Source organism: Bacillus sp. MMSF_3328 (genome assembly GCF_030733525.1).
GTDB lineage: Bacteria > Bacillota > Bacilli > Bacillales > Cytobacillaceae > Bacillus_AB > Bacillus_AB infantis.
Map to the genome: position 1 here is coordinate 132,679 of NZ_JASHIV010000001.1, position 24,718 is coordinate 157,396.

Annotated in this window: 24 protein-coding genes, 1 other RNA gene and 1 other annotated feature; of the genes, 23 read left to right on the forward strand and 2 right to left on the reverse strand. The window is 48.0% G+C overall.

The window, feature by feature from the left end:
• Positions 1 to 2: 2 nt before the first annotated feature.
• From RBB45_RS00600 to RBB45_RS00620, 5 genes are all read left to right on the forward strand, one after another.
• The gene (locus tag RBB45_RS00600; RefSeq protein ID WP_165352527.1) at positions 3 to 179 is read left to right on the forward strand and encodes a hypothetical protein; all 177 of its coding nucleotides are present in this window, start codon (positions 3 to 5) and stop codon (positions 177 to 179) included.
• Positions 180 to 297: 118 nt separating this feature from the next.
• Positions 298 to 537, forward strand: a binding site (T-box leader).
• A gap of 100 nt (positions 538 to 637) precedes the next feature.
• Entirely contained in the window at positions 638 to 1,912 is a 1,275-nt protein-coding gene (gene hisS, locus RBB45_RS00605; protein WP_224951566.1) for a histidine--tRNA ligase, read from the forward strand.
• Between the two features lie 3 nt (positions 1,913 to 1,915).
• The gene (gene aspS / locus RBB45_RS00610) at positions 1,916 to 3,691 is read left to right on the forward strand and encodes an aspartate--tRNA ligase (protein WP_009796208.1); all 1,776 of its coding nucleotides are present in this window, start codon (positions 1,916 to 1,918) and stop codon (positions 3,689 to 3,691) included.
• Between the two features lie 63 nt (positions 3,692 to 3,754).
• Positions 3,755 to 3,941, forward strand: a non-coding RNA gene (ssrS, locus tag RBB45_RS00615) — 6S RNA.
• A 208-nt stretch (positions 3,942 to 4,149) separates the two neighbouring features.
• Entirely contained in the window at positions 4,150 to 4,914 is a 765-nt protein-coding gene (locus tag RBB45_RS00620; RefSeq protein ID WP_009796209.1) for a tRNA threonylcarbamoyladenosine dehydratase, read from the forward strand.
• A gap of 587 nt (positions 4,915 to 5,501) precedes the next feature.
• Here RBB45_RS00620 and RBB45_RS00625 read toward each other — a convergent pair.
• Together RBB45_RS00625 and RBB45_RS00630 are read right to left on the reverse strand one after the other, a co-directional pair.
• Positions 5,502 to 5,984, reverse strand: coding sequence for a Myb-like DNA-binding domain-containing protein (locus tag RBB45_RS00625; RefSeq protein WP_129612098.1), 483 nt, complete (start codon positions 5,982 to 5,984; stop codon positions 5,502 to 5,504).
• A gap of 109 nt (positions 5,985 to 6,093) precedes the next feature.
• Positions 6,094 to 7,365: a replication-associated recombination protein A gene (locus RBB45_RS00630; RefSeq protein ID WP_009796211.1), complete on the reverse strand. Its 1,272-nt coding sequence runs from the start codon at positions 7,363 to 7,365 to the stop codon at positions 6,094 to 6,096.
• A 246-nt stretch (positions 7,366 to 7,611) separates the two neighbouring features.
• Here RBB45_RS00630 and RBB45_RS00635 point away from each other — a divergent pair, with 246 nt between their 5' ends.
• The 18 genes from RBB45_RS00635 (at position 7,612) to RBB45_RS00720 (ending at position 24,715) form a co-directional block, all read left to right on the forward strand.
• Positions 7,612 to 8,304: a YczE/YyaS/YitT family protein gene (locus tag RBB45_RS00635; RefSeq protein WP_009796212.1), complete on the forward strand. Its 693-nt coding sequence runs from the start codon at positions 7,612 to 7,614 to the stop codon at positions 8,302 to 8,304.
• Positions 8,301 to 8,720: a cysteine metabolism transcriptional regulator CymR gene (gene cymR, locus RBB45_RS00640; RefSeq protein WP_009796213.1), complete on the forward strand. Its 420-nt coding sequence runs from the start codon at positions 8,301 to 8,303 to the stop codon at positions 8,718 to 8,720. The genes RBB45_RS00635 and cymR overlap by 4 nt, the downstream gene beginning before the upstream one ends.
• A 94-nt stretch (positions 8,721 to 8,814) precedes the next feature.
• Positions 8,815 to 9,957 (forward strand): cysteine desulfurase family protein, encoded by a 1,143-nt coding sequence (locus tag RBB45_RS00645; protein ID WP_306009017.1) that lies wholly within the window; start codon positions 8,815 to 8,817, stop codon positions 9,955 to 9,957.
• A gap of 90 nt (positions 9,958 to 10,047) precedes the next feature.
• Positions 10,048 to 11,160, forward strand: coding sequence for a tRNA 2-thiouridine(34) synthase MnmA (gene mnmA / locus RBB45_RS00650; RefSeq protein WP_094766992.1), 1,113 nt, complete (start codon positions 10,048 to 10,050; stop codon positions 11,158 to 11,160).
• A 195-nt stretch (positions 11,161 to 11,355) separates the two neighbouring features.
• Positions 11,356 to 12,006, forward strand: a complete 651-nt coding sequence (locus RBB45_RS00655; RefSeq protein ID WP_094766993.1) for a tetratricopeptide repeat protein — start codon at positions 11,356 to 11,358, stop codon at positions 12,004 to 12,006.
• 43 nt (positions 12,007 to 12,049) lie between these two features.
• On the forward strand, positions 12,050 to 14,470 hold the full coding sequence (gene recD2, locus RBB45_RS00660; protein ID WP_253619120.1) for an SF1B family DNA helicase RecD2: 2,421 nt from the start codon (positions 12,050 to 12,052) through the stop codon (positions 14,468 to 14,470).
• 61 nt (positions 14,471 to 14,531) lie between these two features.
• Positions 14,532 to 14,693, forward strand: coding sequence for a hypothetical protein (locus RBB45_RS00665; protein WP_009796218.1), 162 nt, complete (start codon positions 14,532 to 14,534; stop codon positions 14,691 to 14,693).
• Between the two features lie 350 nt (positions 14,694 to 15,043).
• Positions 15,044 to 15,517, forward strand: coding sequence for a PRC-barrel domain-containing protein (locus RBB45_RS00670; protein ID WP_022544220.1), 474 nt, complete (start codon positions 15,044 to 15,046; stop codon positions 15,515 to 15,517).
• 55 nt (positions 15,518 to 15,572) lie between these two features.
• Positions 15,573 to 15,764, forward strand: a complete 192-nt coding sequence (locus tag RBB45_RS00675) for a hypothetical protein (protein ID WP_009796221.1) — start codon at positions 15,573 to 15,575, stop codon at positions 15,762 to 15,764.
• Positions 15,765 to 15,781: 17 nt separating this feature from the next.
• A complete protein-coding gene (locus tag RBB45_RS00680) occupies positions 15,782 to 15,916 on the forward strand; it encodes a YrzQ family protein (RefSeq protein WP_022544219.1) in 135 nt (44 codons plus the stop codon).
• Between the two features lie 73 nt (positions 15,917 to 15,989).
• A complete protein-coding gene (locus RBB45_RS00685; RefSeq protein WP_094766995.1) occupies positions 15,990 to 17,060 on the forward strand; it encodes an AI-2E family transporter in 1,071 nt (356 codons plus the stop codon).
• Between the two features lie 418 nt (positions 17,061 to 17,478).
• On the forward strand, positions 17,479 to 20,112 hold the full coding sequence (gene alaS / locus RBB45_RS00690; RefSeq protein WP_306009018.1) for an alanine--tRNA ligase: 2,634 nt from the start codon (positions 17,479 to 17,481) through the stop codon (positions 20,110 to 20,112).
• A 127-nt stretch (positions 20,113 to 20,239) separates the two neighbouring features.
• Positions 20,240 to 20,506 carry an IreB family regulatory phosphoprotein gene (locus RBB45_RS00695; RefSeq protein ID WP_009796225.1) on the forward strand — a complete coding sequence of 89 codons (267 nt, stop codon included), beginning with the start codon at positions 20,240 to 20,242 and terminating at the stop codon, positions 20,504 to 20,506.
• A 6-nt stretch (positions 20,507 to 20,512) separates the two neighbouring features.
• Entirely contained in the window at positions 20,513 to 20,929 is a 417-nt protein-coding gene (gene ruvX / locus RBB45_RS00700) for a Holliday junction resolvase RuvX (protein ID WP_094766997.1), read from the forward strand.
• Between the two features lie 12 nt (positions 20,930 to 20,941).
• Positions 20,942 to 21,229 (forward strand): DUF1292 domain-containing protein, encoded by a 288-nt coding sequence (locus tag RBB45_RS00705; RefSeq protein ID WP_009791701.1) that lies wholly within the window; start codon positions 20,942 to 20,944, stop codon positions 21,227 to 21,229.
• Between the two features lie 369 nt (positions 21,230 to 21,598).
• Complete coding sequence (gene mltG, locus RBB45_RS00710; RefSeq protein WP_101550386.1) at positions 21,599 to 22,732, forward strand: endolytic transglycosylase MltG; 1,134 nt, start codon at positions 21,599 to 21,601, stop codon at positions 22,730 to 22,732.
• A 409-nt stretch (positions 22,733 to 23,141) separates the two neighbouring features.
• Positions 23,142 to 23,780 (forward strand): O-methyltransferase, encoded by a 639-nt coding sequence (locus tag RBB45_RS00715; protein ID WP_009791703.1) that lies wholly within the window; start codon positions 23,142 to 23,144, stop codon positions 23,778 to 23,780.
• A 5-nt stretch (positions 23,781 to 23,785) separates the two neighbouring features.
• A complete protein-coding gene (locus tag RBB45_RS00720; protein ID WP_148949000.1) occupies positions 23,786 to 24,715 on the forward strand; it encodes a peptidase U32 family protein in 930 nt (309 codons plus the stop codon).
• The last annotated feature ends 3 nt before the right edge of the window (positions 24,716 to 24,718 follow it).

Genomic DNA, 24,718 nt, shown 5'->3' on the forward strand with positions numbered 1-24,718 from the left:
TGATGAGATTTGGAGAAAAGGGCATGCATGCCCATGAGAACGGAAATCAGCTGTTTGGAGTGGACTTTCACGATTTCATCCAGAAGGAGCAGGGTTCCGGCATGTACGAACTTGCTTCGGAATTCGGCCTCAGCATCGGGGATGTCAGGAAGCTGAAGAGGAAGCTTGAGCGTTCCTAGAGCAGGTGCAGCCGCACAGGGGAAAGAGCCTTCCGGAAATACTGTCACCGTCTCTTTTACCCCTTGACAATGGCTGAAATGGTCTTTATGATTAGATAAATAAAATCACTATTCATATGGAACACTGATGATGGAGAACAGTAGTTGAGAAATGTGTGAAAAGAGAGGAAATGCCCTGGGCTGAAAGCATTTCTGCATGGCAGCTTGATGAATGAACACTCCGTAGGATTCTCCCTGAAAAAGCGGACCGTTTTAGTAGGGGCTGAACGTTGACAGGCGTTAACTGTAAAAGTGGAAGTGCATGATGGTTATGCCTTCAATTAGGGTGGCACCACGGGATCTAACTCCCGTCCCTTGTATGGGAATACAAGGGACGGGAGTTTTTTGCATTTAAAAAGCGCAGCATGTCCCCGGTGTGCCCTGTTAGTATACATAGGAATGCTAGGAGGAAACAGGAAATGGCAATGAATATACCGAGGGGTACCCAGGATATCCTTCCTGGAGAATCGGAAAAGTGGGCGTATATTGAAGGAAAAGCGAGAGAGCTGTGCAGCAGGTTTCAGTACCAGGAAATCCGGACGCCAATTTTCGAGCATACCGAACTCTTCCTGAGAGGGGTCGGAGATACAACGGACATCGTCCAAAAAGAAATGTATACCTTCGAGGACCGCGGCGGGCGCAGCCTGACACTGAGGCCTGAAGGCACTGCACCGACTGTACGGTCATTTGTCGAAAATAAGATGCATGGCTATGCCAATCAGCCTGTAAAGCTTTATTACACAGGCCCGATGTTCCGTTATGAACGCCCTCAGGCAGGCCGCTTCAGGCAATTTGTACAATTCGGGGTAGAGGCGCTGGGGAGCTCGGATCCAGCCATTGACGCAGAAGTGATTGCCCTGGCTATGAGCATCTACAAAGAACTGGGACTGAAGAAGCTCAAGCTGGTCATCAACAGCCTGGGCGATAAAGAAAGCAGGAACAGCCACCGCGAGGCGCTGATTGCCCATTTCAAGCCGAGGATCGGAGAGTTCTGTTCTGACTGCCAAAACAGGCTGGAAAAAAATCCGATGAGGATTCTGGACTGCAAAAAGGACAGAGAGCACGAATTGATGCAGACTGCCCCTTCCATTCTCGATTTTCTCAATGAAGATTCAAAGAAGTACTTTGAGAAAGTGCAGCAGTACCTGGCGGATGTATCCATCGACTTTACGGTCGATCCAAATCTCGTGCGCGGCCTGGATTATTATAACCATACTGCCTTCGAAATTATGAGTGATGCTGAAGGCTTCGGGGCAATCACGACTCTTTGCGGCGGGGGGCGCTATAATGGCCTGACTGAGGAAATCGGCGGACCGGAAGCACCGGGCATCGGCTTTGCATTCAGCATTGAACGCTTTCTGTCAGCTTTGGAGGCAGAAGGTATCAAGCTTCCTGTTAATGAAGGAATCGACTGCTATCTCGTGGCTCTTGGGGAAGAGGCGAAGGATTATTCTGTCGGCCTCCTGCATAAGCTGCGCATGGCAGGTATTTCCGCAGAAAGAGATTATCTGGACAGAAAGATCAAAACACAATTCAAGGCAGCTGACCGCATGAACGCAAAATATGTAGCCGTCCTTGGGGAAGATGAATTGAAAGCAGGCAAGATCAATGTGAAGTCCATGGAAACCGGTGATCAGACCGAAGTCAGCCTGGATTCATTCATAGACCAATTAAAAGAGCTTATAGGGGGTTAATGTATGTTTGGGAGAACATATTTCTGCGGAGAAGTAACAGAAAAAAGCATAGGTGAAAAAGTTACACTTAAAGGCTGGGTTCAGAAACGCCGTGATTTGGGCGGATTGATTTTCATTGATTTAAGGGACCGCACGGGACTGGTACAGGTAGTGTTCAATCCTGAAACTTCCCCTGAGGCTCTCGCTGCAGCTGAAAAAATCAGGAATGAATATGTACTGAGTGTGGAAGGAAAGGTTGTTGCAAGGGAACCTGGCACAATTAACGAAAACCTGCCTACAGGCAAGATTGAAGTCAGTGCAGAAGCAGTAACAATCATCAATGAAGCGAAGACACCGCCGTTCGTGATCGCTGACCAGACAGATGTATCGGAAGATGTGCGACTGAAATACCGCTATCTTGACTTCAGGCGCCCCGTTATGTTCGAAACCTTCAAGATGCGCCACCAGGTGACAAAGTCAATCCGGGATTACCTGGACAGCGAGGGCTTCCTTGATATTGAAACGCCTATCCTGACGAAGAGTACACCTGAAGGAGCCCGCGATTATCTCGTTCCAAGCAGGGTCCATCCTGGCGAGTTTTATGCTTTGCCGCAGTCTCCTCAAATCTTTAAGCAGCTTTTAATGGTGGGCGGAATTGAAAGATACTATCAGATTGCCCGCTGTTTCCGTGATGAGGATCTCCGTGCAGACCGACAGCCGGAATTCACGCAAATCGATATTGAAACAAGCTTTATGAGCCAGGAAGACATCATTTCTATGACAGAGCAGATGATGACGAAGGTGATGAAAGAGGTTAAGGGCATTGATATCACACTGCCCATCCAGCGCATGACCTATCAGGAAGCGATGGACCGCTACGGCTCTGATAAGCCGGACACCCGTTTTGCAATGGAGCTGGTCAACCTCTCTGAAACACTGAGCAATTCAGGCTTCAAAGTATTTGCAGGTGCGATTTCTTCCGGCGGGGAAGTCAAAGCAATCAATGTGAAAGACGCTGCCTCCAAATACAGCCGCAAGGACATTGATGCGCTGACAGAATTTGCTTCAAGATATGGTGCTAAGGGTCTGGCTTGGCTGAAAGCAGAAGAAGAAGGCTTAAAAGGGCCGATTGCAAAATTTGTTGCAGAGGAAGAGCAGGCAGCTATTAAAGAACTGCTGGGAGTCGAGACAGGAGACCTGCTCCTATTTGTGGCCGATAAGAAAAGCGTCGTCGCTGACGCACTTGGGGCCCTGCGCCTGAAGCTTGGCAAAGAGCTTGGACTTATCGACCAGTCCCTCTTCAATTTCCTTTGGGTGACAGAATGGCCGCTGCTTGAATTTGATGAAGAAGAAGGCCGCTACTATGCTGCCCACCATCCATTTACAATGCCAAACCGCGAAGACCTGGAATACCTTGATACTGATCCTTCAAAGGTAAAGGCCCAGGCTTATGACCTTGTGCTGAATGGATATGAGCTCGGCGGAGGCTCACTGCGTATCTTTGAACGCGAGATCCAGGAAAAAATGTTCTCTGTTCTTGGCTTCAGCAAGGAGGAGGCAAGGGAGCAATTCGGATTCCTGCTCGAAGCGTTTGAATACGGTACTCCTCCGCACGGCGGCATTGCGCTTGGCCTTGATCGCCTTGTGATGCTGCTGGCCGGAAGCTCGAACCTGAGGGATACGATCGCTTTCCCGAAAACGGCAAGTGCAAGCTGTCTCCTGACCAATGCACCCGGCGAAGTAAGCGAGGCACAGCTGAACGACCTTCACCTGCAGCTTAACCTGAAAAAAAGTGAGTAATTACCTATCCCTTATTCCTTGATACTGGCAGGCGGGATATGATACTATACTATCAATAACAGAAGAGTCCTAATGTGTTCGTTGTTTCACCTGACATTTTGACCTAACATTATTCCTTCGGGAGCCCGGATTTCCTTGCGGCGTAAACGCCTCTGGCTAGGGGACTTACAAAAGCGGGAATAGGGCACCCACCTGCTGAGTGCGGGTTCAAAACGAAGGCATCCAAGGCGACGGCACAATTGGGACTCTTCTTACATACGAATGCTAAACCATGCTTACAGGCGTGGTTTTTTTATTGTTCACTGCCCTTAATTCCCATAGAAATACTTGTTTTTATAATGAAGTATGATATATTCATTATCGGGTAATAGATACATAAGAGATAAAGGGGCCGTATGAGCAAAAATGCCCCTGATACAGGCATATTTATTCAAAAAATGAAAATGGAGTTGAGATATATGCTGCACCAATTTTCACGAAACGAACTTGCGATTGGCCAGGAAGGCCTTGAAACAATGAAAAACAGTACAGTGGCAGTCCTTGGAATTGGAGGAGTGGGCTCATTTGCTGCAGAAGCATTGGCGCGTTCAGGAGTCGGGAAGCTCATTTTAATTGATAAGGATGATGTTGATATTACCAATGTCAACCGCCAGATCATTGCTTTGGTTTCGACTGTCGGGAAACCGAAGGCAGATTTAATGAAGGAACGCATCAAGGACATCAATCCTGACTGTGAAGTGATTGCTTTAAAAATGTTTTATACAGAAGAAACATATGAGGAGATTTTTGCTTACGGGCTGGATTATGTAGTAGATGCCAGTGATACGATTTCTTATAAAATTCACCTGATCAAGGAGTGCCTGAAGAGGGACATCCCGATGATTTCGAGCATGGGCGCAGCCAATAAAATGGATCCGACCAGGTTCCAGATTGCTGATATTTTTAAGACGCATACCGATCCGATTGCCAAGGTGATCCGCACCCGTCTGCGCAAAGAAGGAATCCGCAAGGGGATTCCGGTTGTGTTTTCAGATGAAAGCCCGATTGTGATCCGTGAGGAGGTAAGGAAGGAAGTAGGCAAGGACGATGCCAAAATCCGCAAAGCGAAAATGCCTCCTTCTTCGAACGCATTTGTTCCTTCTGTAGCCGGACTGGTCATGGCAAGCTATGTGGTGAGGGATCTGCTGAAGGATATTAAGATTGTTAGGGTTAATGATAAATAAGGAAGCCTTGTTGAAGAGCACTGCAGTTACTGTGGTGCTCTTTTATATGAGTTCAAGACGAAATTTTCCACTTGGAAGGGGGCTGTTGATTTGCGTTCCAGGCACTTCGCTTTCCGCGGGGCGGAGTTGAGCCTCCTCGGAGCAAGCTCCTGTGGGGTCTCAACTCTTCCGCTATTTCCCGCAGGAGTCTACGTGCCTTGCACTCCAATCAACAGGGTTTTTAACTTTATTCGGCAGTGCTAAGATCCTAAATTAAAATCTTTTAGTGCTTACAAATAAGGCATGATCTCAGTCTTTTGGTTCTTCGGTTGGAGGCATTAGCAAATGAAGTATAATGTTGAGAGAGCATTTGAGAATAAATTCTCCTTTTTAGAGGGGGGCTGTTGATTTGCGTTCCAGGCATTTCGCTTTCCGTGGGGCGGAGTTGAGCCTCCTCGGAGCAAGCTCCTGCGGGGTCTCAACTCTTCCGCTATTTCCCGCAGGAGTCTTCGTGCCTTGCACTCCAATCAACAGGGTTTGATAACTTTATTCGGTAATGAAAAGATCTGCAATCTATTCCAATTGGTTACTATAAATTAGACAATATTTTAATGAACCACTTTAACCCCAATTCCAGCTTCCTCGGCCATGATCCCCGCTTCTTTCAGTATCCCGAACATTTCCTCATATTTCTGAAGGTATTCCTGAAGTTTTGAATGTTTGTCTTCTAAATCCTTTTCCAGGAGCTTGTTTCTTCCTGCGAGTTTGGCCGACTCCTCCTGCAGTGCTTGTTGTTCATTTATGAGCGGAATTAAGGACTGCAGCTTTTGAAGGAATGCTAATCCATTGCTGAGGTCCAGGATATCTCCAGGAGCAGGATCTTCACGATCATCCTGCTTCACAGAAGGAGCGTCCTGATATTTCAGCAGACTGTTATACCTTGCCCTGCAGGCAGTAGCCGTTCTTGCAAGCTTTTGGGCGGCATCTTCATAGCAGGCCTGTTTCGTACGTCCCTGGTTTGTTCCTTCTTCGATTGCTTCCATGAGGAGCCGGTCCTCTTCGGCAGTCCATTTTTTATTTTTGGCTGTCATGCTCCGCCCTCCTTTTCCTTTATTTCTTATCGTCACCTGCACAAATGATCTTATTCAACAAAAGGGGCTGTCCCTGTGTGTGGACAGCCCCTTTGTAAGTTGAGATTCTTCATCTGCTTTTGTTAAGTTTTTCATATATAGCTGCGAGGGCCTGTTCGAATTTACCGGTTGTTTTAGGCTCATAATAGATTTTGTTCTTTATTTTATCAGGCAGGTACTGCTGCTTCACCCAGCCTCCGGGAAAATCATGGGGATATTTATAATCAATCCCTCTGCCAAGCTCCTTGGCGCCTTTGTAATGGGCGTCCTTCAGGTGCTGGGGCACTTCGCCGCTTTTGCCGGCCCGGATATCGGCGATTGCTGCATCAAGGGCAGAATAAGCTGAGTTTGATTTGGGAGATAAGCATAATTCAATCACTGCATTTGCCAGCGGGATGCGCGCCTCCGGAAACCCGATTCTTTCAGCGGTTTCAATGGCTGCGAGGGTGCGGGCACCAGCCTGCGGGCTTGCAAGCCCGATATCTTCGTAAGCAATGACAAGCAGTCTCCTGCTGATGCTCACAAGATCTCCGGCTTCTATCAGTCTTCCCAGATAATGAAGGGCGGCGTTTACATCGCTGCCGCGGATGCTTTTCTGGAATCCAGACAGTACATCATAGTGTGCATCACCGTCCTTATCATGGACAAAGCTTTTTCGCTGCAGGCATTCTTCGGCAGTACCGAGAGAAATGCTGATCACTCCATTTTCATCTTTTTCTGTTGAGAGGACTGCCAGCTCAAGGGCATTAAGGGAGCTGCGCACATCCCCGTTGGAGGAAGAAGCCAAATGGGACAGTGCATCCTCATCTATTTCAACTTTTTCATTCCCAAAGCCGTTTTCTTTGTCCTGCAGGGCTCTGAGCAGGCTTTTCTTTATATCCTCTTCAGAAAGCGGCTTAAGCTCAAAGATTTGGCAGCGGCTCCGTATTGCGGGATTGATTGCATGGTAGGGATTGCTTGTTGTGGCGCCGATCAGCACGATCATCCCATTCTCCAGGTAAGGAAGGAGAAAATCCTGCTTGGCCTTATCCAGGCGGTGAACCTCATCAAGGAGGAGTATGACTTTTCCGGACATCTTGGCTTCAGCAGCCACAACTTCCATATCCTTCTTATTATTTGTAACAGCATTCAATGTCCGGAAGGCAAATTGTGTGCTGCCGGCAATGGCGCTGGCTATCGAAGTCTTTCCGATCCCCGGCGGCCCGTAAAGGATCATGGAAGAAAGCTGCCTTGCCTTCACCATTCTGTATATGATTTTCCCTTCGCCGACCAGATGTTCCTGGCCGATGATATCTTCAATTGATTTAGGCCTCATGCGGAAGGCAAGCGGCTTGGTATTCATTATGCATCTCTCCAGCCAATGTAGTTGATAGCGGATGAGCGGTTTCCCGATCCGATTCTTATCATTAGTGTACCGCAAATGGGTTTCTAAAGGAAAAAGGAAGGCTCCTGCCGGCAGCAGAAGGGCGGGCGCCTTCTGCATAAAGACACGAAAATATGCTATAATGTCAAAAGTCTATATAATTACTAAGCATTTTGGTAAAATTTAATATAAAAGCCATTCTGGCACAGGGAGCAGAAGAAACCAATGATAAGAAAAAGAAAGGGGCAGACAGGGCCCCGTTTTGCAGTGTTTTTTTCAGGCCTTCTCATTATGGCCCTTGGCATCGTGCTCCTTATAAAGGCCGAGCTTGGGGCAACACCCTGGGATGTCCTCCATGTCGGCCTTTTTTATCAGGCAGGCCTGACGATCGGAAGCTGGTCAATCATTGTAGGGCTCGTCATTCTGACGGCCGCTGCCTTGCTTTCAGGGGAGATCCCCCAAGTCGGGGCATTTCTGAATATGCTTTTAATCGGAGTGTTCATTGATTTTTACATGATGCTGCCTTTCATGCAGACTCCAGGCAGTCTGGGTGGAAAAATAATTATGCTTGTCGCTGGCATCATTATTAATGCTTATGGAATGGGGCTTTATATCTCCGCCCAATTCGGGGCAGGGCCCCGTGACAGTTTGATGATTGCCCTGGCAGCCAAGACAGGCCGGAAGATCCGCGATGTCCGCGGTGCTATGGAGCTGCTGGTCCTGGCTGCAGGCTGGCTGCTCGGCGGACCGATTTTCTGGGCGACAATTCTTTATACGCTTGTCATCGGGCCGCTGGTGGGGCTTGCCCTGCCGCAATGCCAGACATTGACAGATAAATGGCTTGAAAAGCTGCGCAGCAAAAAGGGAGGCATAAGTGCTCCTTCATTAAAAGAACAAGATCGAGGTGCAAGTTCATGAAGATTTCCACTAAAGGCCGCTATGGCTTGACTATTATGATTGAATTGGCTAAAAAACATGGAGAAGGGCCGATCTCCTTGAAATCTATCGCCCAGACAAATGATCTTTCCGAGCACTATCTCGAGCAGCTGATTGCTCCGCTCCGCAACGCCGGACTTGTCAGAAGCATTCGCGGTGCCTATGGCGGATATGTGCTTGGCCATGAGCCTGCCGATATCACTTCAGGCGATATCATCAGGGTGCTTGAAGGGCCGATCAGCCCAGTCGAAGGCATTGAAGACGAAGAGCCTGCGAAAAGAGAGCTTTGGATGAGGATCCGGGATGCTGTCAAGGAAGTGCTGGACAGCACGACGCTGGAGGATCTGGCAAACCATACAGACAGCGGCGAATCTGATGCTTATATGTTTTATATTTAGTCCCGGCACCGGCTTTTTGCGAGCGGGCTGGATTTTAAAAAACACACAGCTGGGCATAGCTGTATAAAAGGAATTCAATTAGAAGGTGAATGGATTGGATAGAATTTATATTGATCATGCTGCAACCTCTCCCATGCATCCGCGCGTCATTGAGCGGATGCTTGAAGTAATGCAGTCAGATTTCGGGAACCCGTCGAGTATCCACTTTTATGGAAGAAGTGCACGGAATATTGTCGATGAAGCAAGGGAATCCCTTGCCAGGAGCATCGGTGCGCATGCAACTGATATCATCTTTACGAGCGGGGGCACAGAGGCTGATAACCTGGCGATCCTTGGAACTGCTGCAGGCCGCCCGGACGGAGGGCATATCATAACAACTGAGATTGAACACCATGCGGTTCTCCATACCTGCAGGCAGCTTGAACAGCAGGGCTTTGAAGTCACTTTTCTCCCTGTAGATGAAACCGGGATTATAAAAGTGGAAGATGTCCGGAAAGCGCTGAGGGATGACACGATTCTCGTGACAATCATGTACGGCAATAACGAGGTCGGGACCATCCAGCCGATCAGGGAAATTGGTGCACTCCTGAAGGATCATCCTGCCTATTTCCATACTGATGCTGTCCAGGCATACGGGCTGGAAAAACTGGATGTGAATGAACTGAATGTGGATTTCCTTTCAGTATCGGCCCACAAAATCAATGGGCCAAAAGGGATCGGCTTCCTGTATAAAAACAAGGCTGCAAAGCTGTTTTCCCCGAGGATGTATGGCGGGGAACAGGAAAGGAAGCGCCGTGCAGGCACGGAAAATGTTGCTTCTATAGCCGGTTTTCAGGAAGCTGTCAGCATTGCCTCCGAAAACAGGGATGAAAGCGTCCGGAAATACCGTGAATTCAAGCGGGTCTTCATGTCAAAGCTTGAGGAAGCCGGTGTGGAATTCTTCCCGAACGGATTACTTGATAACACGCTCCCCCATGTTTTAAACTTAAGCTTTCCCGGAACTAACGTCGAAAGCATGCTCGTCAATCTCGATCTGGCAGGGATAGCCGCATCAAGCGGCTCTGCCTGCACAGCAGGATCGATCGATCCGTCGCATGTCCTTGTAGCCATGTTTGGAAAGAATTCCGGACGGCTGGCCAATTCGATCCGCTTCAGCTTCGGATTTACAAATTCCGTGGAGCAGATTGCAAAAGCCGGGGAAGAAACGGCAAAAATCATCCAGAGGCTTAGGAAATAAGCTCTCTGTCATATTGGCAGCAGCCAAAGGGGAGAAGGAAACATTTCTGCCCTTTACGATAAAAGCCGAAACACAAGAGAGGTGAGGAAGATGGCAAAATCCCCTAAAGATACCCGGGTGGTCGTCGGAATGTCAGGAGGTGTCGATTCATCTGTGGCCGCACTGCTTCTTAAAGAGCAGGGCTATGATGTTATCGGCATTTTTATGAAAAACTGGGACGATACAGACGAGAACGGCGTCTGTACCGCAACAGAAGACTATGAAGATGTCATCAGGGTCTGCAACCAGATTGGCATCCCTTATTATGCTGTTAATTTTGAAAAACAGTATTGGGATAAAGTATTTACGTATTTTCTTGATGAATATAAAGCAGGCCGCACGCCAAATCCTGATGTGATGTGCAATAAGGAAATTAAATTCAAAGCGTTTCTTGAGCACGCGATGAGCCTTGGCGCAGATTACCTCGCGACAGGGCATTATGCGAGAGTGGAGCATGGGGAAAATGGCGTGAAGATGCTGCGCGGACTTGATGAAAATAAAGACCAGACTTACTTCTTGAACCAGCTCACTGAAGAGCAGCTTTCCAAGGTCATGTTCCCGATCGGCAGCATAGAGAAATCCGAGGTAAGGGAAATTGCCAAGAAGGCCGGTCTTGCCACAGCTGCGAAAAAGGACAGTACAGGAATCTGCTTTATTGGCGAACGCAATTTCAAAGAGTTCCTTGGCAACTATCTGCCTGCACAGCCCGGCAGCATGGAAACAATGGAAGGCGAAACGGTAGGGAGACATGACGGCTTGATGTACTATACAATCGGCCAGCGCCATGGACTTGGCATCGGCGGTGCAGGCGATCCCTGGTTTGTCATCGGGAAGGACCTGAAGCGCAATGTTTTATACGTTGGCCAGGGCTTCGACAATGAAAAGCTCTATTCTGATTCCATCATTGCTGACAAGGTCAGCTGGGTTTCAAAAGCGCCAGGCGAAACTTTCGAGTGCACAGCAAAATTCAGATACCGCCAGCCGGATAATTCAGTAACAGTCACACTGCTTGAGAATGGACAGGCAAAGGTAACCTTCCATTCGCCTATCAGAGCTGTTACACCTGGCCAGGCTGTCGTGTTTTATGATGGCGAAGTCTGCCTTGGAGGCGGAACAATCGACCGCGTATTCAACAATGAACAAATGCTGACATATGTCGGCTGAGCAATGCCCCGGTCCAGCAGGAATCGGGGCTTTTTTCTGGAATGAAGTATCGGCTTACGCCAAGCAGAAATCGGCCGCGTCTTTATGATATAATTTCTGCAGACGCCCTTATGGTGCAATATTGCTTTTTAAGGAAACAGGGTGGGACGCATCTGCGCGTGCTTCCTTGCATTACATAGATGGAGAGTGGTTTATATGGATAAAAACCAGCATGGAATTGAGCTTATGAGAGAAGGGAAATGGGAGGAAGCTGCCAAGGTCTTCATGGAGGCCATCAGTGAAAATGGCACTGACCCTGTTTCATATATAAATTTGGGCAATGTTCTTGCCGCGGCTGGGGAAAACGAACAAGCCCTTAAATTTTATCAAAAGGCCATTGAAATTGATGAAAATGCCGCTGCTGCCTATTACAGTGCAGGCAATCTTTATTTCGAAGCAGACCAGCTGGATTTGGCCAAAAATATGTTTGAACAGGCAATGAGAAAGGGGCTCGAATCAGCCGATAATTATTTCATGCTCGGACTCACACTGATGCAGCTGGATCAGGCCAGGCTGGCTCTGCCTTACCTGCAGCGAAGCACTGAACTGAATGGGGAGGATGCTGAAGCCCATTTCCAGTACGGACTCTGCCTTGCCCAGCAGGAATTGATTGACGAAGCAATCGTCCAGTTCAGCCGCTGTGTGGAAATTGACCCTGATCATGCCGATGGCTACTACAATCTTGGTGTAGCATATGGATTCAAGGAAGAAGCTGAAAAGGCGCTTGCAATGTTCGATAAAGCACTGGAAATCCAGCCGGATCACATGCTTGCTGGATATGGCAAGAAATTGATTGAAAAAAGCTGACAAAACGAAAAAATCAGCCTGCTTTTAGGAAGGGGGAATAATGATGGAGAAGCAGGATTCTCTGGATCTTTTTGCCGAACAGGGCAAATTCATCAAAGGGAAGCATCTTGTGACTATTTTTCATAATGAATCAAATCTATATACAGTGCTCCGGATCCGGGTGGAAGAGACGAATCATGAATATGACGACAAGGAAGCTGTCATCACAGGCTATTTCCCGAAGGTGCATGACCATGAATCGTATATTTTCTATGGGGAATTCAAGGAGCACCCGAAATTCGGCCTTCAATTCCTGGCGAATCATTTCCGAAAGGATATCCCCCAGACCAAGCAGGGCGTAGTAGGCTATCTTTCCGGCGAGCTTTTTAAAGGCATCGGGAAAAAGACGGCAGAATCTATCGTAGATAAACTTGGGGAGAATGCGATTTCCAGAATCCTCAACCAGCCCTCCCTCCTGGACGAGATCCCGAAACTTCCTTCTGAAAAAGCAAAGCTCCTTTACGACACACTTATGGAGCATCAGGGTCTGGAACAGGCAATGATTGCACTGAATCAGTATGGCTTCGGCCCCCAGCTGAGCATGAAGATTTATCAGATGTACAAGGATGAGACGGTCCAGCTTCTGCAGACCAATCCATACAAGCTGGTTGAGGATATTGAAGGCATCGGCTTCGGCAGGGCGGATGAGCTTGGCTACCAGCTTGGCATTTCAGGAAGCCATCCTGACCGCATCAAGGCGGCATGCCTGTATATCCTGGAAACAGAAAGCATGCAGAACGGAAATGTTTATGTGCATGCCCGCACCCTCCTGGAAAAAGCCAGGTCGCTTCTTGAAGAAAATAAAAGAGATCAGATAGAATACAGCTCCATCTCCCAGGAAGTTATCAAGCTCGAAGAAGAAGGCAAGATCATGGCAGAAGATAAGCAGATTTATCTGCCCTCGCTTTATTTTGCTGAAAAGGGGCTTGTAACGAGCATCAAGCGGCTGCTGCAGCAGACCGAGTATGATGAACAATTCCCTGAGTCGGAGTTCCTGCTTGCCCTTGGCAGCCTTGAGGAAAGGATAGGTGTGCAGTACGCCCCTTCGCAAAAAGAAGCAATCCAGACCGCTCTGATGAGTCCCATGCTTATCCTGACGGGGGGACCGGGAACGGGAAAGACAACAGTCATCAAAGGTATAGTCGAACTGTACGCTGAGCTGCATGGCTGCTCACTGGAACCGAAGGATTATAAAAAGGAAGAGCCTTTCCCGTTCCTCCTGGCCGCCCCGACAGGAAGGGCCGCCAAGCGGATGTCCGAATCGACCGGCCTTCCTGCTGTAACGATCCACAGGCTGCTCGGCTGGAATGGAACGGAAGGCTTTGACCACCATGAAGACAATCCGCTGGAAGGGAAAATCCTGATAGTCGATGAAACCTCCATGGTAGACATCTGGCTGGCGAACAAGCTGTTCAAGGCTTTGCCGGAAAACATCCAGGTCATCCTGGTAGGAGATGAAGACCAGTTGCCTTCAGTCGGACCCGGCCAGGTGCTGAAGGATCTGCTTCTTTCAGAAAAAGTGCCCACTGTCAGGCTGACAGATATTTACCGGCAGGCAGAAGGCTCATCCATCATTGAGCTGGCGCACGAAATCAAAAAAGGCGGTCTTCCTGATGATATCGCGGTCCAGCAGGCCGACAGATCATTCCTTAAGTGCAGCCCTGCCCAGATTGCCGATGTGGTTGAAAAGGTAGTCCTGAATGCCAGGAAAAAAGGCTACAGGTCCAGGGATATTCAGGTTCTCGCTCCCATGTACAGGGGGCCGGCAGGAATTGATAATCTGAATAAGATCCTTCAGGAAATTTTAAACCCCAATCCTGATGGCACCAGGAAGGAGCTATCTTTCGGTGATGTGAAATACAGGGTGGGCGATAAGGTCCTTCAGCTGGTCAACCAGCCGGAAAATAACGTATTTAACGGCGATATGGGCGAAATTGTATCTGTCTTCTATGCAAAGGAAAATACCGAAAAGCAGGATATGATCGTTGTTTCTTTTGATGGTAACGAAGCAACCTATACAAGGCAGGACCTCAGCCAGATCACGCTTGCCTACTGCTGCTCTGTCCATAAATCACAGGGAAGCGAGTTTCCGATTGTCATTATGCCGATCGTCCGGAGCTATTACCGCATGCTCAGAAGGAACCTGATTTATACAGCCATTACGAGAAGCAGACAGTTTCTCATCCTTTGCGGTGAAGAATCGGCGCTGAGATCCGGGGTGCAGAGGGCGGATGAGCAGGCAAGGCTGACTTCCCTGACAAAACGGCTTCAGGATGCTCTTGGGGAAGCTCCAGAGCAGACAGGCCAGGAAGAAGCAGGCGAAGAAGCCGAAGAGGTTCCATACGAAGTAAAGCTCATGAATGCAGATCCCATGATAGGCATGGGATCCATCACTCCTTATGACTTTTTGGAAGAGAAAGCATAATCAGGCAGATTCCTGAACAGACTGAAGAATATCACTATTTCAGTCATAGAGGTGCTGGCAAATGAGAAAATGGAATCAGGAAAGCGCTCCGAACAATAATCTCCCCGCAGCAGAAATTAAATCATCAGAGCTGATCGGAAACGGAGAAGAACTCCAATTTTCTGAAGAGCTTTCAGATGGCGGAGAAAGAAATGAAATCATTGAAAGAGCTGAAAAAGAATGAGAATGAACCTGTCCGGCGCAGTCGCCTGGCAGGTTTTTTCTGTTAAAGATTTTACAATTTGAAAGACTTGTGGAAAATTTCCAACTCTTGATCCACGTCAAGCAGCTGCGCCGAGGTCACAAGGCAAACCTCCCAAAAAGGCAAAGAACGCCTTTCCGGGAGGTTTGCCTTGAGGCCCCCAGGATGGGGGTCATGCAGACGTTGCCACAGGACGTGGCGTTCTTAGTCTGCGTTCCTTAAGGTGATCAAGGCGCTTACGCTTTTGTTCCTGTTAGTTAAGGTAAATTTTTAGCCTCATAATTCAAGGGCGGGGGCAGACAATAATAATGTTCGGGAAGGTGGGACGATCTTTGCGGACTTTTTCCTTGCTGAAAGGGATGCCTGTCTTTGACATGGAGAACGGGACTTCAGTCGGTGAAGTGCATGATATATGCATTTCAGAGGAAGGAAGCATCACCGGTCTTCTCCTCCGCAAAGGCGCATTTCTGAAGAAAAATTTTCTGATTCCCTTTGCATCCATTGCAAGCTTTGGCAGCGGCGGAGTGATGATTAAAACAGCTTCCGGGCTTTCTCCGGTAAAACGTCTTTCCGGCTATACCTTTGAAAATCAGCATCGGATCTGCGGTAAGATGCTGATTTCCCGTGAGGGGGAGCAGCTCGGCCTTCTGGAGGATGTATATTTTCTGGAAGAATTGGGCACGATTGTAGGGTATGAGTTATCAGATGGCTTCTTTTCGGATATAACCGAAGGAAAAAAGGTAGTCAATTCAGATGAACCGCCTGCATTTGGAAAAGATGCCATCATTGTTAACGCTAAGAATTAGCCGTTTGCTCTTTCTGAACAGGCTGGCTTGCCAAACAATGCGAGGTGTCCACCATATGTTAAAATGCCCTAACTGCCAAAGCAAAGATATTGGAAAAATCGGGATAAACCAATATTATTGCTGGAGCTGCTTCATTGAGCTGTCCTTGTCAAAAGGAGTCATCAGCACCCATCAGGTAGAGGAAGACGGGACCCTGAGCTCCCTGGATGACCTGTTTGATGAAGATGACCGCCGCTATATACTATGAATAGAAGAGGTGACAGCATGAACAGACTAATGACAACAGCTCTTCTCATCGGCGCCGGCATGGCAGCCCAAAATTATATACAAAAAAATGACATCATGTCTTCAAGGCAGATGAAGAAACTTCAAAACAGGATTGTTCGTTCATTTTCATGATTCTATCCCCCATTCCGGGGGATTTTTGCATATTTTAAGCTTCCTGCTTCACACTACAAATGAGGTGGGAAAAATGGATATCCGGTTGAAATGGTTTTACAGGCTTGGTTTCCTTCTGCTGCTTTTCATTGTCTTATTTACATTTTTAAAGCTTCAGCCGTTGTGGCTCCCGGTCATCAGGACGCTTTTTATTATTATCTTTCCATTTGCAGCTGCAGCGTTTATTACATATCTTCTTCATCCGGTAGTTGAGCGTCTCCATGAAGCAGGCCTCCATCGCGGCCTGGCCGTCATCATCATCTATACCCTTTTCTTTGGGGGAGCAGGCTATGCGCTTTACAAGGGGCTTCCGGCCATTATAGTCCAGATCAGGGACCTGGCTGAGCACGCTCCGCAGCTGGCCGACCAGTACCGGGAGTGGCTTCTTCTTCTCCAGTCGAAGACGTCCCAATGGCCTGAGCCTGTCCAGCTCAGGATCGATGAAGGAATCCAGTCGCTAGAAGCCTCTCTTGACAGGCTTCTCTCAAGGGCGATGGCATTTGCAGGGGCTATTCTGAACTTTGCTTTGATTCTGATCATTATTCCGTTTATATCCTTTTATATGCTGAAGGACTTCCTGCTGATGAAAAAAGCAGTCTGGTATCTCACGCCAAAAAAATGGAGGGAAAGCGGAAGCCTGTTCCTTCGGGATGCTGATAAATCATTGGGAAGCTATATACGGGGGCAGCTGCTTGTATGTGCAGTCATCGGTGCGTTGAGTTCCCTGTTCTTCTGGATTGCTGGCATAAAGTATCCGCTTCTTTTAGGGGCAATCATCGGGGCAACGAATGTTATACCTTATTTTGGCCCGATCATCGGGGCGGTGCCGGCTGTACTGATTGCTTCTACCATGTCAGTGAAAATGATCATTTTTGCGGCAGTCATCGTCATGGTTCTTCAATTCCTGGAAGGAAACATCCTGTCTCCGCTGATTGTAGGCAAGAGCCTGCATATGCATCCGCTCCTTATTATGTTTTCCCTGCTGGCAGGCGGGGAAATCGCCGGTGTTGCCGGCCTTATATTGGCAGTTCCAGTGCTGGCCGTCCTTAAAGTAGGCGCCATCCATGCGAGAAGGCACTTTACAGCAAAACCGGCAGCCGAATAGCGGATGTCAGGAGTAAAAATGAAACCGCCTGAAAAGAACAGATTGACAAATCAATTTTCATATCAGTATAATGCGACTATACGATAATTGAAGATAAGAACAACATGAAGAAGGATCGAGTATGTTATAGACCATCCTGGCATCTCTTTTATAAGTGGTGCACCAGAGAGGAATTCCGCGGCTGAAAGGATTCCGGATGAAGAATAACAGAACGCTAATCCTGAGTGCAGCTAATCCCTGCCGTTCTCCGCGTTAAGGAGCTTGAGAGACGAAAGTTTACTTTCGTAATCAGGGTGGTACCGCGAGCAAGCTCTCGTCCCTGTCCAGGGATGAGGGCTTTTTGTGTTGTTTTTAAAGAATTCTTCGCTGCCCTGCACTTGAAGCAATGGCGGCAAAATAAGATCAGGAGGAAATTCTAATGAGAAATCTTACAGGTTCAGAAATACGCCGGCTGTTTTTAGAATTTTTCAAGGAAAAAGGCCATTCTGTAGAACCGAGTGCGCCACTTGTGCCCAACGATGATCCTTCATTGCTATGGATCAACAGCGGTGTGGCAACATTGAAGAAGTATTTTGATGGCAGGGTGATACCGGAAAACCCAAGGATTACCAACGCCCAAAAATCAATCCGCACAAATGATATCGAGAATGTCGGCAAAACGGCGCGCCACCACACTTTCTTTGAAATGCTGGGGAACTTCTCGATCGGCGACTATTTTAAGGAAGAAGCAATCGACTGGGCATGGGAGTTTCTGACGGATGAGCGCTGGATTGGATTTGACAAAGAAAAGCTGTCAGTCACCATCCACCCGGAAGATGAAGAAGCCTTCAGCATCTGGACGAATAAAATCGGAGTGCCTGAAGAAAGGATTATCCGCCTTGAGGGCAACTTCTGGGATATCGGGGAAGGCCCGAGCGGACCGAACACCGAGATTTTCTATGACAGGGGACCAGAGTATGGGGATGACCAAAATGATCCTGAGCTTTATCCAGGCGGCGAAAATGAGCGTTACCTCGAGGTTTGGAACCTGGTATTCTCCGAGTTCAACCATAACCCGGATGGCACTTATACACCGCTCCCAAAGAAGAACATTGATACAGGCATGGGTCTTGAACGCATGGCATCTGTTGTCCAGAACGTGGCAACAAACTTTGATACAGACCTGTTCATGCCGATCATCCATGCAGTGGAGAAGATTTCAGGAAGCAAATATGGGGAAAGCAATGAACAGGACACAGCGTTCAAGGTTATAGCTGACCATATAAGGACAGTTGCATTCGCAATCGGGGACGGTGCCCTTCCTTCCAATGAAGGCAGAGGGTATGTACTGCGCAGACTCCTTCGCAGGGCAGTCCGCTATGCAAAGCAGATCAATATTAACCGCCCATTCATGTTTGAGCTGGTAGATGTTGTCGGGGAAATCATGGCAGATTTCTACCCGCAGGTAACGGAAAAGGCCGAATTCATCAAAAAGGTCATCAAGAATGAAGAGGAGCGTTTCCACGAGACTTTGAATGACGGCCTTTCCATCCTTTCATCTGTCATTAAGAAGGAAAAAGAAAAGGGCAGCAATATTATTCCGGGCTCGGACGTATTCCGCCTGTATGACACTTACGGTTTCCCTGTTGAATTGACAGAGGAATATGCCGAAGAAGAAGGCATGAAGATCGACCAGGACGGCTTTGAAGCTGAAATGGAAGGCCAGCGTGAACGCGCGCGTACAGCACGCCAGGACGTCGGCTCTATGAAGGTCCAGGAAGGTGTGCTTGGCGACATCAAGACTGAAAGCCGGTTCGTCGGCTATGAGGGACTTGAAGCGAAATCTGACGTCGCTGTCATCATCAAGGACGGGCAAGTGGCCGAAGCAGCCGGGGCAGGCGAAGAAGTGCAGCTGATTCTTGACCAGACTCCATTCTATGCAGAAAGCGGCGGGCAGATTGCCGATAAAGGCGTTCTTGAGGGCGAAGGGGTTAAGGTCATCATTAAAGATGTCCAAAAAGCGCCGAACGGCCAGAACCTGCATAGTGCAGTAGTGGAAAGCGGCATTCTGGAAACCGAAGCCGGCGTCACGGCGAAAGTCGATCCGGATTCCCGGAACAAAGTGATTAAGAACCATACAGCTACCCATCTATTGCACCAGGCTCTCAAGGATGTGCTTGGCACGCATGTAAACCAGGCAGGCTCACTTGTTGGTCCGGACCGCCTTCGCTTTGACTTCTCCCATTTCGGGCAAGTGAAGGAAGATGAACTGGAAAAAATCGAAGAAATCGTCAATGAAAAGATCTGGAGCAGCCTGAATGTCGTCATAGAAAACAAAGGAATCGATGAAGCGAAGGCAATGGGGGCAATGGCATTATTCGGAGAGAAATACGGAGATGTTGTCAGAGTGGTCCAAGTGGGCGATTACAGCCTTGAGCTCTGCGGCGGTTGCCATGTCCGCAATACGTCGGCCATTGGTTTGTTCAAGATTATCTCTGAAAGCGGAATAGGCGCAGGAACAAGAAGGATTGAAGCAGCGACTGGCGAAGCAGCTTACAAGCTTCTTAAGGAACAGGTCAATATCCTGACCGAAGCCGCAGCTTCACTGAAGTCGAGCCCGCGGGATGTGGCTTCCAGGGTGGATGCACTTCTCGGCGAAATGAGGCAGCTTCAGCGCGAAAATGAATCCCTTTCAGCCAAATTGGGCAATATTGAAGCTGGAAGCCTTGTTTCAAAAGCCAAGGAAGAGAATGGGATCACTTATCTGGCTGCAAAGGTTCAGGCAGCAGATATGAACAACCTCCGCAATATGGCGGATGATCTGAAGCAGAAGCTCGGTTCGGCAGTTGTCGTGCTTGGCAGTGTGAATGAAGGGAAAGTGAATCTCATCGCAGCTGTGACAAAGGACTATATCGAAAAAGGCTATCATGCCGGAAAAGTCATCAAAGAGGTGGCAGCACGCTGCGGCGGAGGAGGCGGCGGCCGTCCGGATATGGCACAGGCAGGCGGAAAAGATCCTGAAAAACTGGAAAGTGCGCTTCAATTTGTGGAAGAATGGGTAAAATCCGTTTGATATCGTTTGAAAGTAGTGTAGAATGTAGGTAACTATTAACATTTGCTGTGCGGGGCCGAAAAGCCGGTACAAGCTTCATGAGCTGTGCCGGTTCCGGCCGCAATGCAGAAAAGCGAGGTGTAATGTGATGAGCTCATTTGATAAGACAATGAGATTCAATTTTCCTGAGGAGCCATTTGAACATGATGTAAATGATGTTCTTCTGCAAGTCTATGAAGCACTTCAAGAAAAAGGGTACAACCCCATTAACCAGATTGTCGGGTACCTTCTTTCAGGAGATCCTGCATACATCCCGCGCCATAAAGATGCACGAAATATCATCCGGAAACTTGAACGGGACGAGATAATTGAAGAATTGGTCAAATCGTATTTAAAGCAGCAGCGAGAGGGATAGACTATTATGAGAAGCATGGGGCTGGATGTGGGTTCCAAGACTGTAGGCGTAGCGCTGAGCGATGAGCTTGGCTGGACTGCGCAGGGATTGGAGACCATCCGCATTAATGAAGAAGAAAAAGAGTTTGGTTTTGATCAATTAGGTAAAATAATTAAAGAGTACGATGTCAGCACCATTGTGGTAGGCCTCCCTAAGAACATGAACGGGACGATTGGTCCCCGGGGAGAAGCAAGCCAGTTTTTTGCCGGCGAGCTAGAAAGGCTCTTCGGGCTTCCTGTCGTCCTTTGGGATGAACGCCTGACTACAATGGCAGCAGAACGCGTTCTGCTTGAAGCTGATGTAAGCAGGAAAAAAAGGAAAAAAGTAATCGATAAAATGGCTGCCAGCATGATCCTTCAAGGATATCTGGACAGCCGGAAATGATGAGGTGGCATAATGGAACACGGAGAAAAGAACATTACAATCGTAGATGAAGACGGCAACGAACAATTATGTGAGGTGCTATTCACATTCGACTCTGAGGAATTTGGCAAGTCTTACGTATTATACTATCCTGTAGGAGCAGATGAAGATGATCAGGATGACATCGAGATCCATGCTTCTGCATATGTGCCTGGGGAAAGTGAAGAAGGCGACCTGCTGCCGGTTGAAACAGATGAAGAGTGGGATATGATTGAGGAAATGCTCAATACCTTCCTTGATGAAGAAGAAGGCGAAGAATAAGAGCTGAACCGGTCCTTTAGAGGGACCGGTTTTTCTTTTCTGTTCTAATTTAATCACTGTCTAGCAGCTGGGCCTGCCCCCTCGAGGTCACAAGACAATCCTCCCAAAAAGAACGCCTTTCCGGGGGGGGGGTCTTAAGGCCCCCGGGGATGGGTGTCATGCAGGCGTTGCCACAGGACGTGGCGTTATTAGCCTGGGTTCCTTAAGGGTGAGCAAGGCGCTTACGCTTTTCTCAAGGAAAAGAGTGGAAAATTTTTGGTTTTTCGCTAAATTTCGCACGCTGATTTTGAAAGTATAGTATAATAATGCGAGATTATATAAAGGAACAGGCCAAACAGCCTTAGAATCCTGTACACTGAGGGGGATTAGATGTCTGCTGAAGAAAAGAATTCTAAAAAAGACCTGATTCGGCAAAAGATGCTGGAGCGTCAGAGTGAGGCAAAGGTAGTCCGCAAGATTGTGCTGATCATTGCGGCAGTCCTTGTGCTTACAGTCGGCCTGGTTGCCGGAGGAGGCTACTTTTACATAAAGTCGGCTCTTGAGCCAACTGATCCGGGCAATAAGAAGAAAATTCCCGTTGAAGTGCCGATCGGGTCTTCCGTTGGCGAGATCTCACGCCTGCTGGAGGATAAAGGGCTCATCAAGGATGCCCGCGTCTTCAAGTATTATGTTAAGCTTAAAAACGAATCCGGATTCATGGCAGGGGATTATCCTCTGAATCCGTCAATGACGATCCCTGAAATTATTGAAAGCTTGAAGACTGGAAAGGTCGTGCAGGAAGCCGTGTTTAAGCTGGCTATTCCTGAAGGCAATCAGCTTGATCAGATATCCGGTATTATTGCCGATAAAACCGGGCAGAAGCAAGAGGATGTTTTTGCCAAGCTTAATGATAAGGAATTCATCAGCACATTGATGGAACAATATCCAGAGGTGCTGACAGAAGAAATACTGAATGAAAATATCAAATATCCGCTGGAAGGATATCTCTTCCCTGCAACATACCCATTTTATAAAGAAGATCCAACTATGGAAGAGATTGTGAAAGTTATGCTCGATAAGACACGAGAGGTGCTTGCAGAGTACAGCCCTCAGGCAGAAGAGCAGAATATGACTCCGCACCAGCTTTTGACCATGGCTTCCCTCATCGAGGAAGAGGCTACCCAGCAGGTGGACCGGAATAAAATTGCCAGCGTATTCTACAACAGGATTGAAACGGGCATGCCGCTTCAGACTGACCCGACAGTCCTTTATGCAAAGGGAGAACACAAGTCGAGAGTCCTTTATAAGGACCTTGAAGTGGACTCACCGTACAATACGTACAAAAACACGGGATTGACCCCTGGTCCGATCGCCAACGCAGGCACCATGTCAATTGAAGCGGCCCTTAACCCGGAGGACACGGATTTCCTGTACTTCCTTGCCACCCCGGAGGGAGAAGTCCTATTCTCCAACACACTTGATGAGCATAATGAGAAGAAAGCAGAACACATAACAAATAATTAGAAATGACTCAGGGCTCCCGGCACGTGCTGCAATTGCTTCAGAAGCGTTTCGGGAGGCCAGAAAAAGGGAATGCGGAAACACTCGCATTCCCTTTTTGTTTATGGTAAAATAGTTCAAGTGTTTTATACAGACTGTTTAATTGGCGGATTCTTTCTGCCCGGCACGCTGCAGCGGAACTGCCGGCAGATGCCTATATAGCGATTATTATCTTTCTGCACAGTAAGCCTGTGCATCCTTCATACGCATGTGTGATAGCGTGAACCACAGACAAGCATGGATTGGCTTCACTTAAGCCCTTTTCTGTACGGCCTTCCTTAAGGCTTTGCGAAACATCCGCTCTGTTGTGCGCTATTTTTTCATGCCTGAAACGGAGGGCTGCAGGCGGTAAAAGGATGGAGGGGAAGACTGCTTGCTGACAGATAAAGTACATGGATATATAGAGGGACTGATTCCTGAACGGCCGGGACTTTTCCTTGAGATGGAGGAGTATGCAAAAGATAATGGTGTACCCATCATGGAGCTGCCGGGGATAGAAGCGCTTCTCCAGCTGCTCAGGATTCAAAAGCCGAAGCAAATACTTGAAGTTGGTGCAGCAATAGGATACTCTGCTCTCCGGATGTCGTTCGCGATCCCTGATGCACATATTGTGACAATTGAAAGGGATGAAGAGCGGATTGAATCGGCCCGCGGATATATCAGGGCTGCAGACCGGGAAGACCAGATCACCCTGCTTGAGGGTGACGCCCTTGAGCTCGAGGGAGAAACATTAAAATATGGTCCTTACGATGCGGTATTCATCGATGCGGCAAAAGGCCAGTATAAAAAATTCTTTGAGATCTATGCGCGTCAGCTATCAGATGGCGGCTTGATCATAACGGACAATGTCCTGTTTAAAGGGCTAGTCTGTGAAAGTGAGATCGAGAATAAGCGCATTCGCAGTCTTGTGAAGAAAATCAGCGAGTTCAACGCATGGCTGATGAACCATCCGGATTATGATACTGTCATTCTTCCGGTAGGCGACGGCGTTGCAATCAGTAAAAAGAGGTGACCATAATGAAAAAACCTGAATTGCTTGTTACTCCAACAGGTACAGAAGATATCATCCCGCTTGCGGAAGCTGGGGCAGACGCTTTTGTAGTTGGCGAGCAGAGATACGGCCTGAGGCTGGCCGGCGAATTCAGCAGGGAACAAGTAGCAGAAGCAATCACATTGGCCCATTCAAAAGGCAAAAAAGTGTATGTGGCTATGAACGCCATTTTCCATAATGAAACAGTGGACGAGCTTGGCGATTATATCCGTTTTGTGCAGGAATCAGGGGCAGACGCGGTTATTTTCGGCGATCCGGCTGTATTGATGGCAGCACGTGAGGCAGCACCTGACATGAAGCTGCACTGGAATACAGAAACAACAGCCACAAACTGGTATACATGCAACTACTGGGGAAGAAAAGGTGCCAAGCGCTCTGTGCTTGCCCGTGAAATCAATATGGATTCGATTATTGAAATCAAGGAAAACGCAGAAGTTGAAATCGAGGTCCAGGTTCACGGCATGACTGCCATGTTCCAATCTAAGCGCTCCCTTCTCGGGAACTATTATGAATACCAGGGAAAAGCGATGAAGGTCGAAAACCGGGCGAAAGAGCAGAATATGTTCCTTCATGATAAAGAACGGGAGAATAAATATCCGATTTTTGAAGACGCAAACGGGACCCATATCATGAGCCCTAATGATATCTGCATTATTGATGAGCTCCAGGAAATGGTCGAGGCCGGTGTGGATTCATTCAAGATTGACGGTATCTTAAAATCTGCAGATTATATCCTGGAAATCACAAAGCTCTACCGCAAAGCAATCGATTTGTGCACAGAAAGTCCTGAAGAATACGAAGAAGTGAAAGATGATCTGCTGAACGCGGCGGAAGAAATCCAGCCTGACAGCAGGCCGCTGGATACAGGCTTCTTCTTTAAAGAAACCGTATATTAATTC

Excerpts from the sequence above, each read along its gene's own strand:
- RBB45_RS00600 (WP_165352527.1), top strand. The coding sequence starts at position 3 with ATGAGATTTGGAGAAAAGGGCATGCATGCCCATGAGAACGGAAATCAG.
- hisS (WP_224951566.1), top strand. The coding sequence starts at position 638 with ATGGCAATGAATATACCGAGGGGTACCCAGGATATCCTTCCTGGAGAA.
- aspS (WP_009796208.1), top strand. The coding sequence starts at position 1,916 with ATGTTTGGGAGAACATATTTCTGCGGAGAAGTAACAGAAAAAAGCATA.
- RBB45_RS00620 (WP_009796209.1), top strand. The coding sequence starts at position 4,150 with ATGCTGCACCAATTTTCACGAAACGAACTTGCGATTGGCCAGGAAGGC.
- RBB45_RS00625 (WP_129612098.1), bottom strand. The coding sequence starts at position 5,984 with ATGACAGCCAAAAATAAAAAATGGACTGCCGAAGAGGACCGGCTCCTC.
- RBB45_RS00630 (WP_009796211.1), bottom strand. The coding sequence starts at position 7,365 with ATGAATACCAAGCCGCTTGCCTTCCGCATGAGGCCTAAATCAATTGAA.
- RBB45_RS00635 (WP_009796212.1), top strand. The coding sequence starts at position 7,612 with ATGATAAGAAAAAGAAAGGGGCAGACAGGGCCCCGTTTTGCAGTGTTT.
- cymR (WP_009796213.1), top strand. The coding sequence starts at position 8,301 with ATGAAGATTTCCACTAAAGGCCGCTATGGCTTGACTATTATGATTGAA.
- mnmA (WP_094766992.1), top strand. The coding sequence starts at position 10,048 with ATGGCAAAATCCCCTAAAGATACCCGGGTGGTCGTCGGAATGTCAGGA.
- RBB45_RS00655 (WP_094766993.1), top strand. The coding sequence starts at position 11,356 with ATGGATAAAAACCAGCATGGAATTGAGCTTATGAGAGAAGGGAAATGG.
- recD2 (WP_253619120.1), top strand. The coding sequence starts at position 12,050 with ATGGAGAAGCAGGATTCTCTGGATCTTTTTGCCGAACAGGGCAAATTC.
- RBB45_RS00665 (WP_009796218.1), top strand. The coding sequence starts at position 14,532 with ATGAGAAAATGGAATCAGGAAAGCGCTCCGAACAATAATCTCCCCGCA.
- RBB45_RS00675 (WP_009796221.1), top strand. The coding sequence starts at position 15,573 with ATGTTAAAATGCCCTAACTGCCAAAGCAAAGATATTGGAAAAATCGGG.
- RBB45_RS00680 (WP_022544219.1), top strand. The coding sequence starts at position 15,782 with ATGAACAGACTAATGACAACAGCTCTTCTCATCGGCGCCGGCATGGCA.
- RBB45_RS00685 (WP_094766995.1), top strand. The coding sequence starts at position 15,990 with ATGGATATCCGGTTGAAATGGTTTTACAGGCTTGGTTTCCTTCTGCTG.
- alaS (WP_306009018.1), top strand. The coding sequence starts at position 17,479 with ATGAGAAATCTTACAGGTTCAGAAATACGCCGGCTGTTTTTAGAATTT.
- RBB45_RS00695 (WP_009796225.1), top strand. The coding sequence starts at position 20,240 with ATGAGCTCATTTGATAAGACAATGAGATTCAATTTTCCTGAGGAGCCA.
- ruvX (WP_094766997.1), top strand. The coding sequence starts at position 20,513 with ATGAGAAGCATGGGGCTGGATGTGGGTTCCAAGACTGTAGGCGTAGCG.
- RBB45_RS00705 (WP_009791701.1), top strand. The coding sequence starts at position 20,942 with ATGGAACACGGAGAAAAGAACATTACAATCGTAGATGAAGACGGCAAC.
- mltG (WP_101550386.1), top strand. The coding sequence starts at position 21,599 with ATGTCTGCTGAAGAAAAGAATTCTAAAAAAGACCTGATTCGGCAAAAG.
- RBB45_RS00720 (WP_148949000.1), top strand. The coding sequence starts at position 23,786 with ATGAAAAAACCTGAATTGCTTGTTACTCCAACAGGTACAGAAGATATC.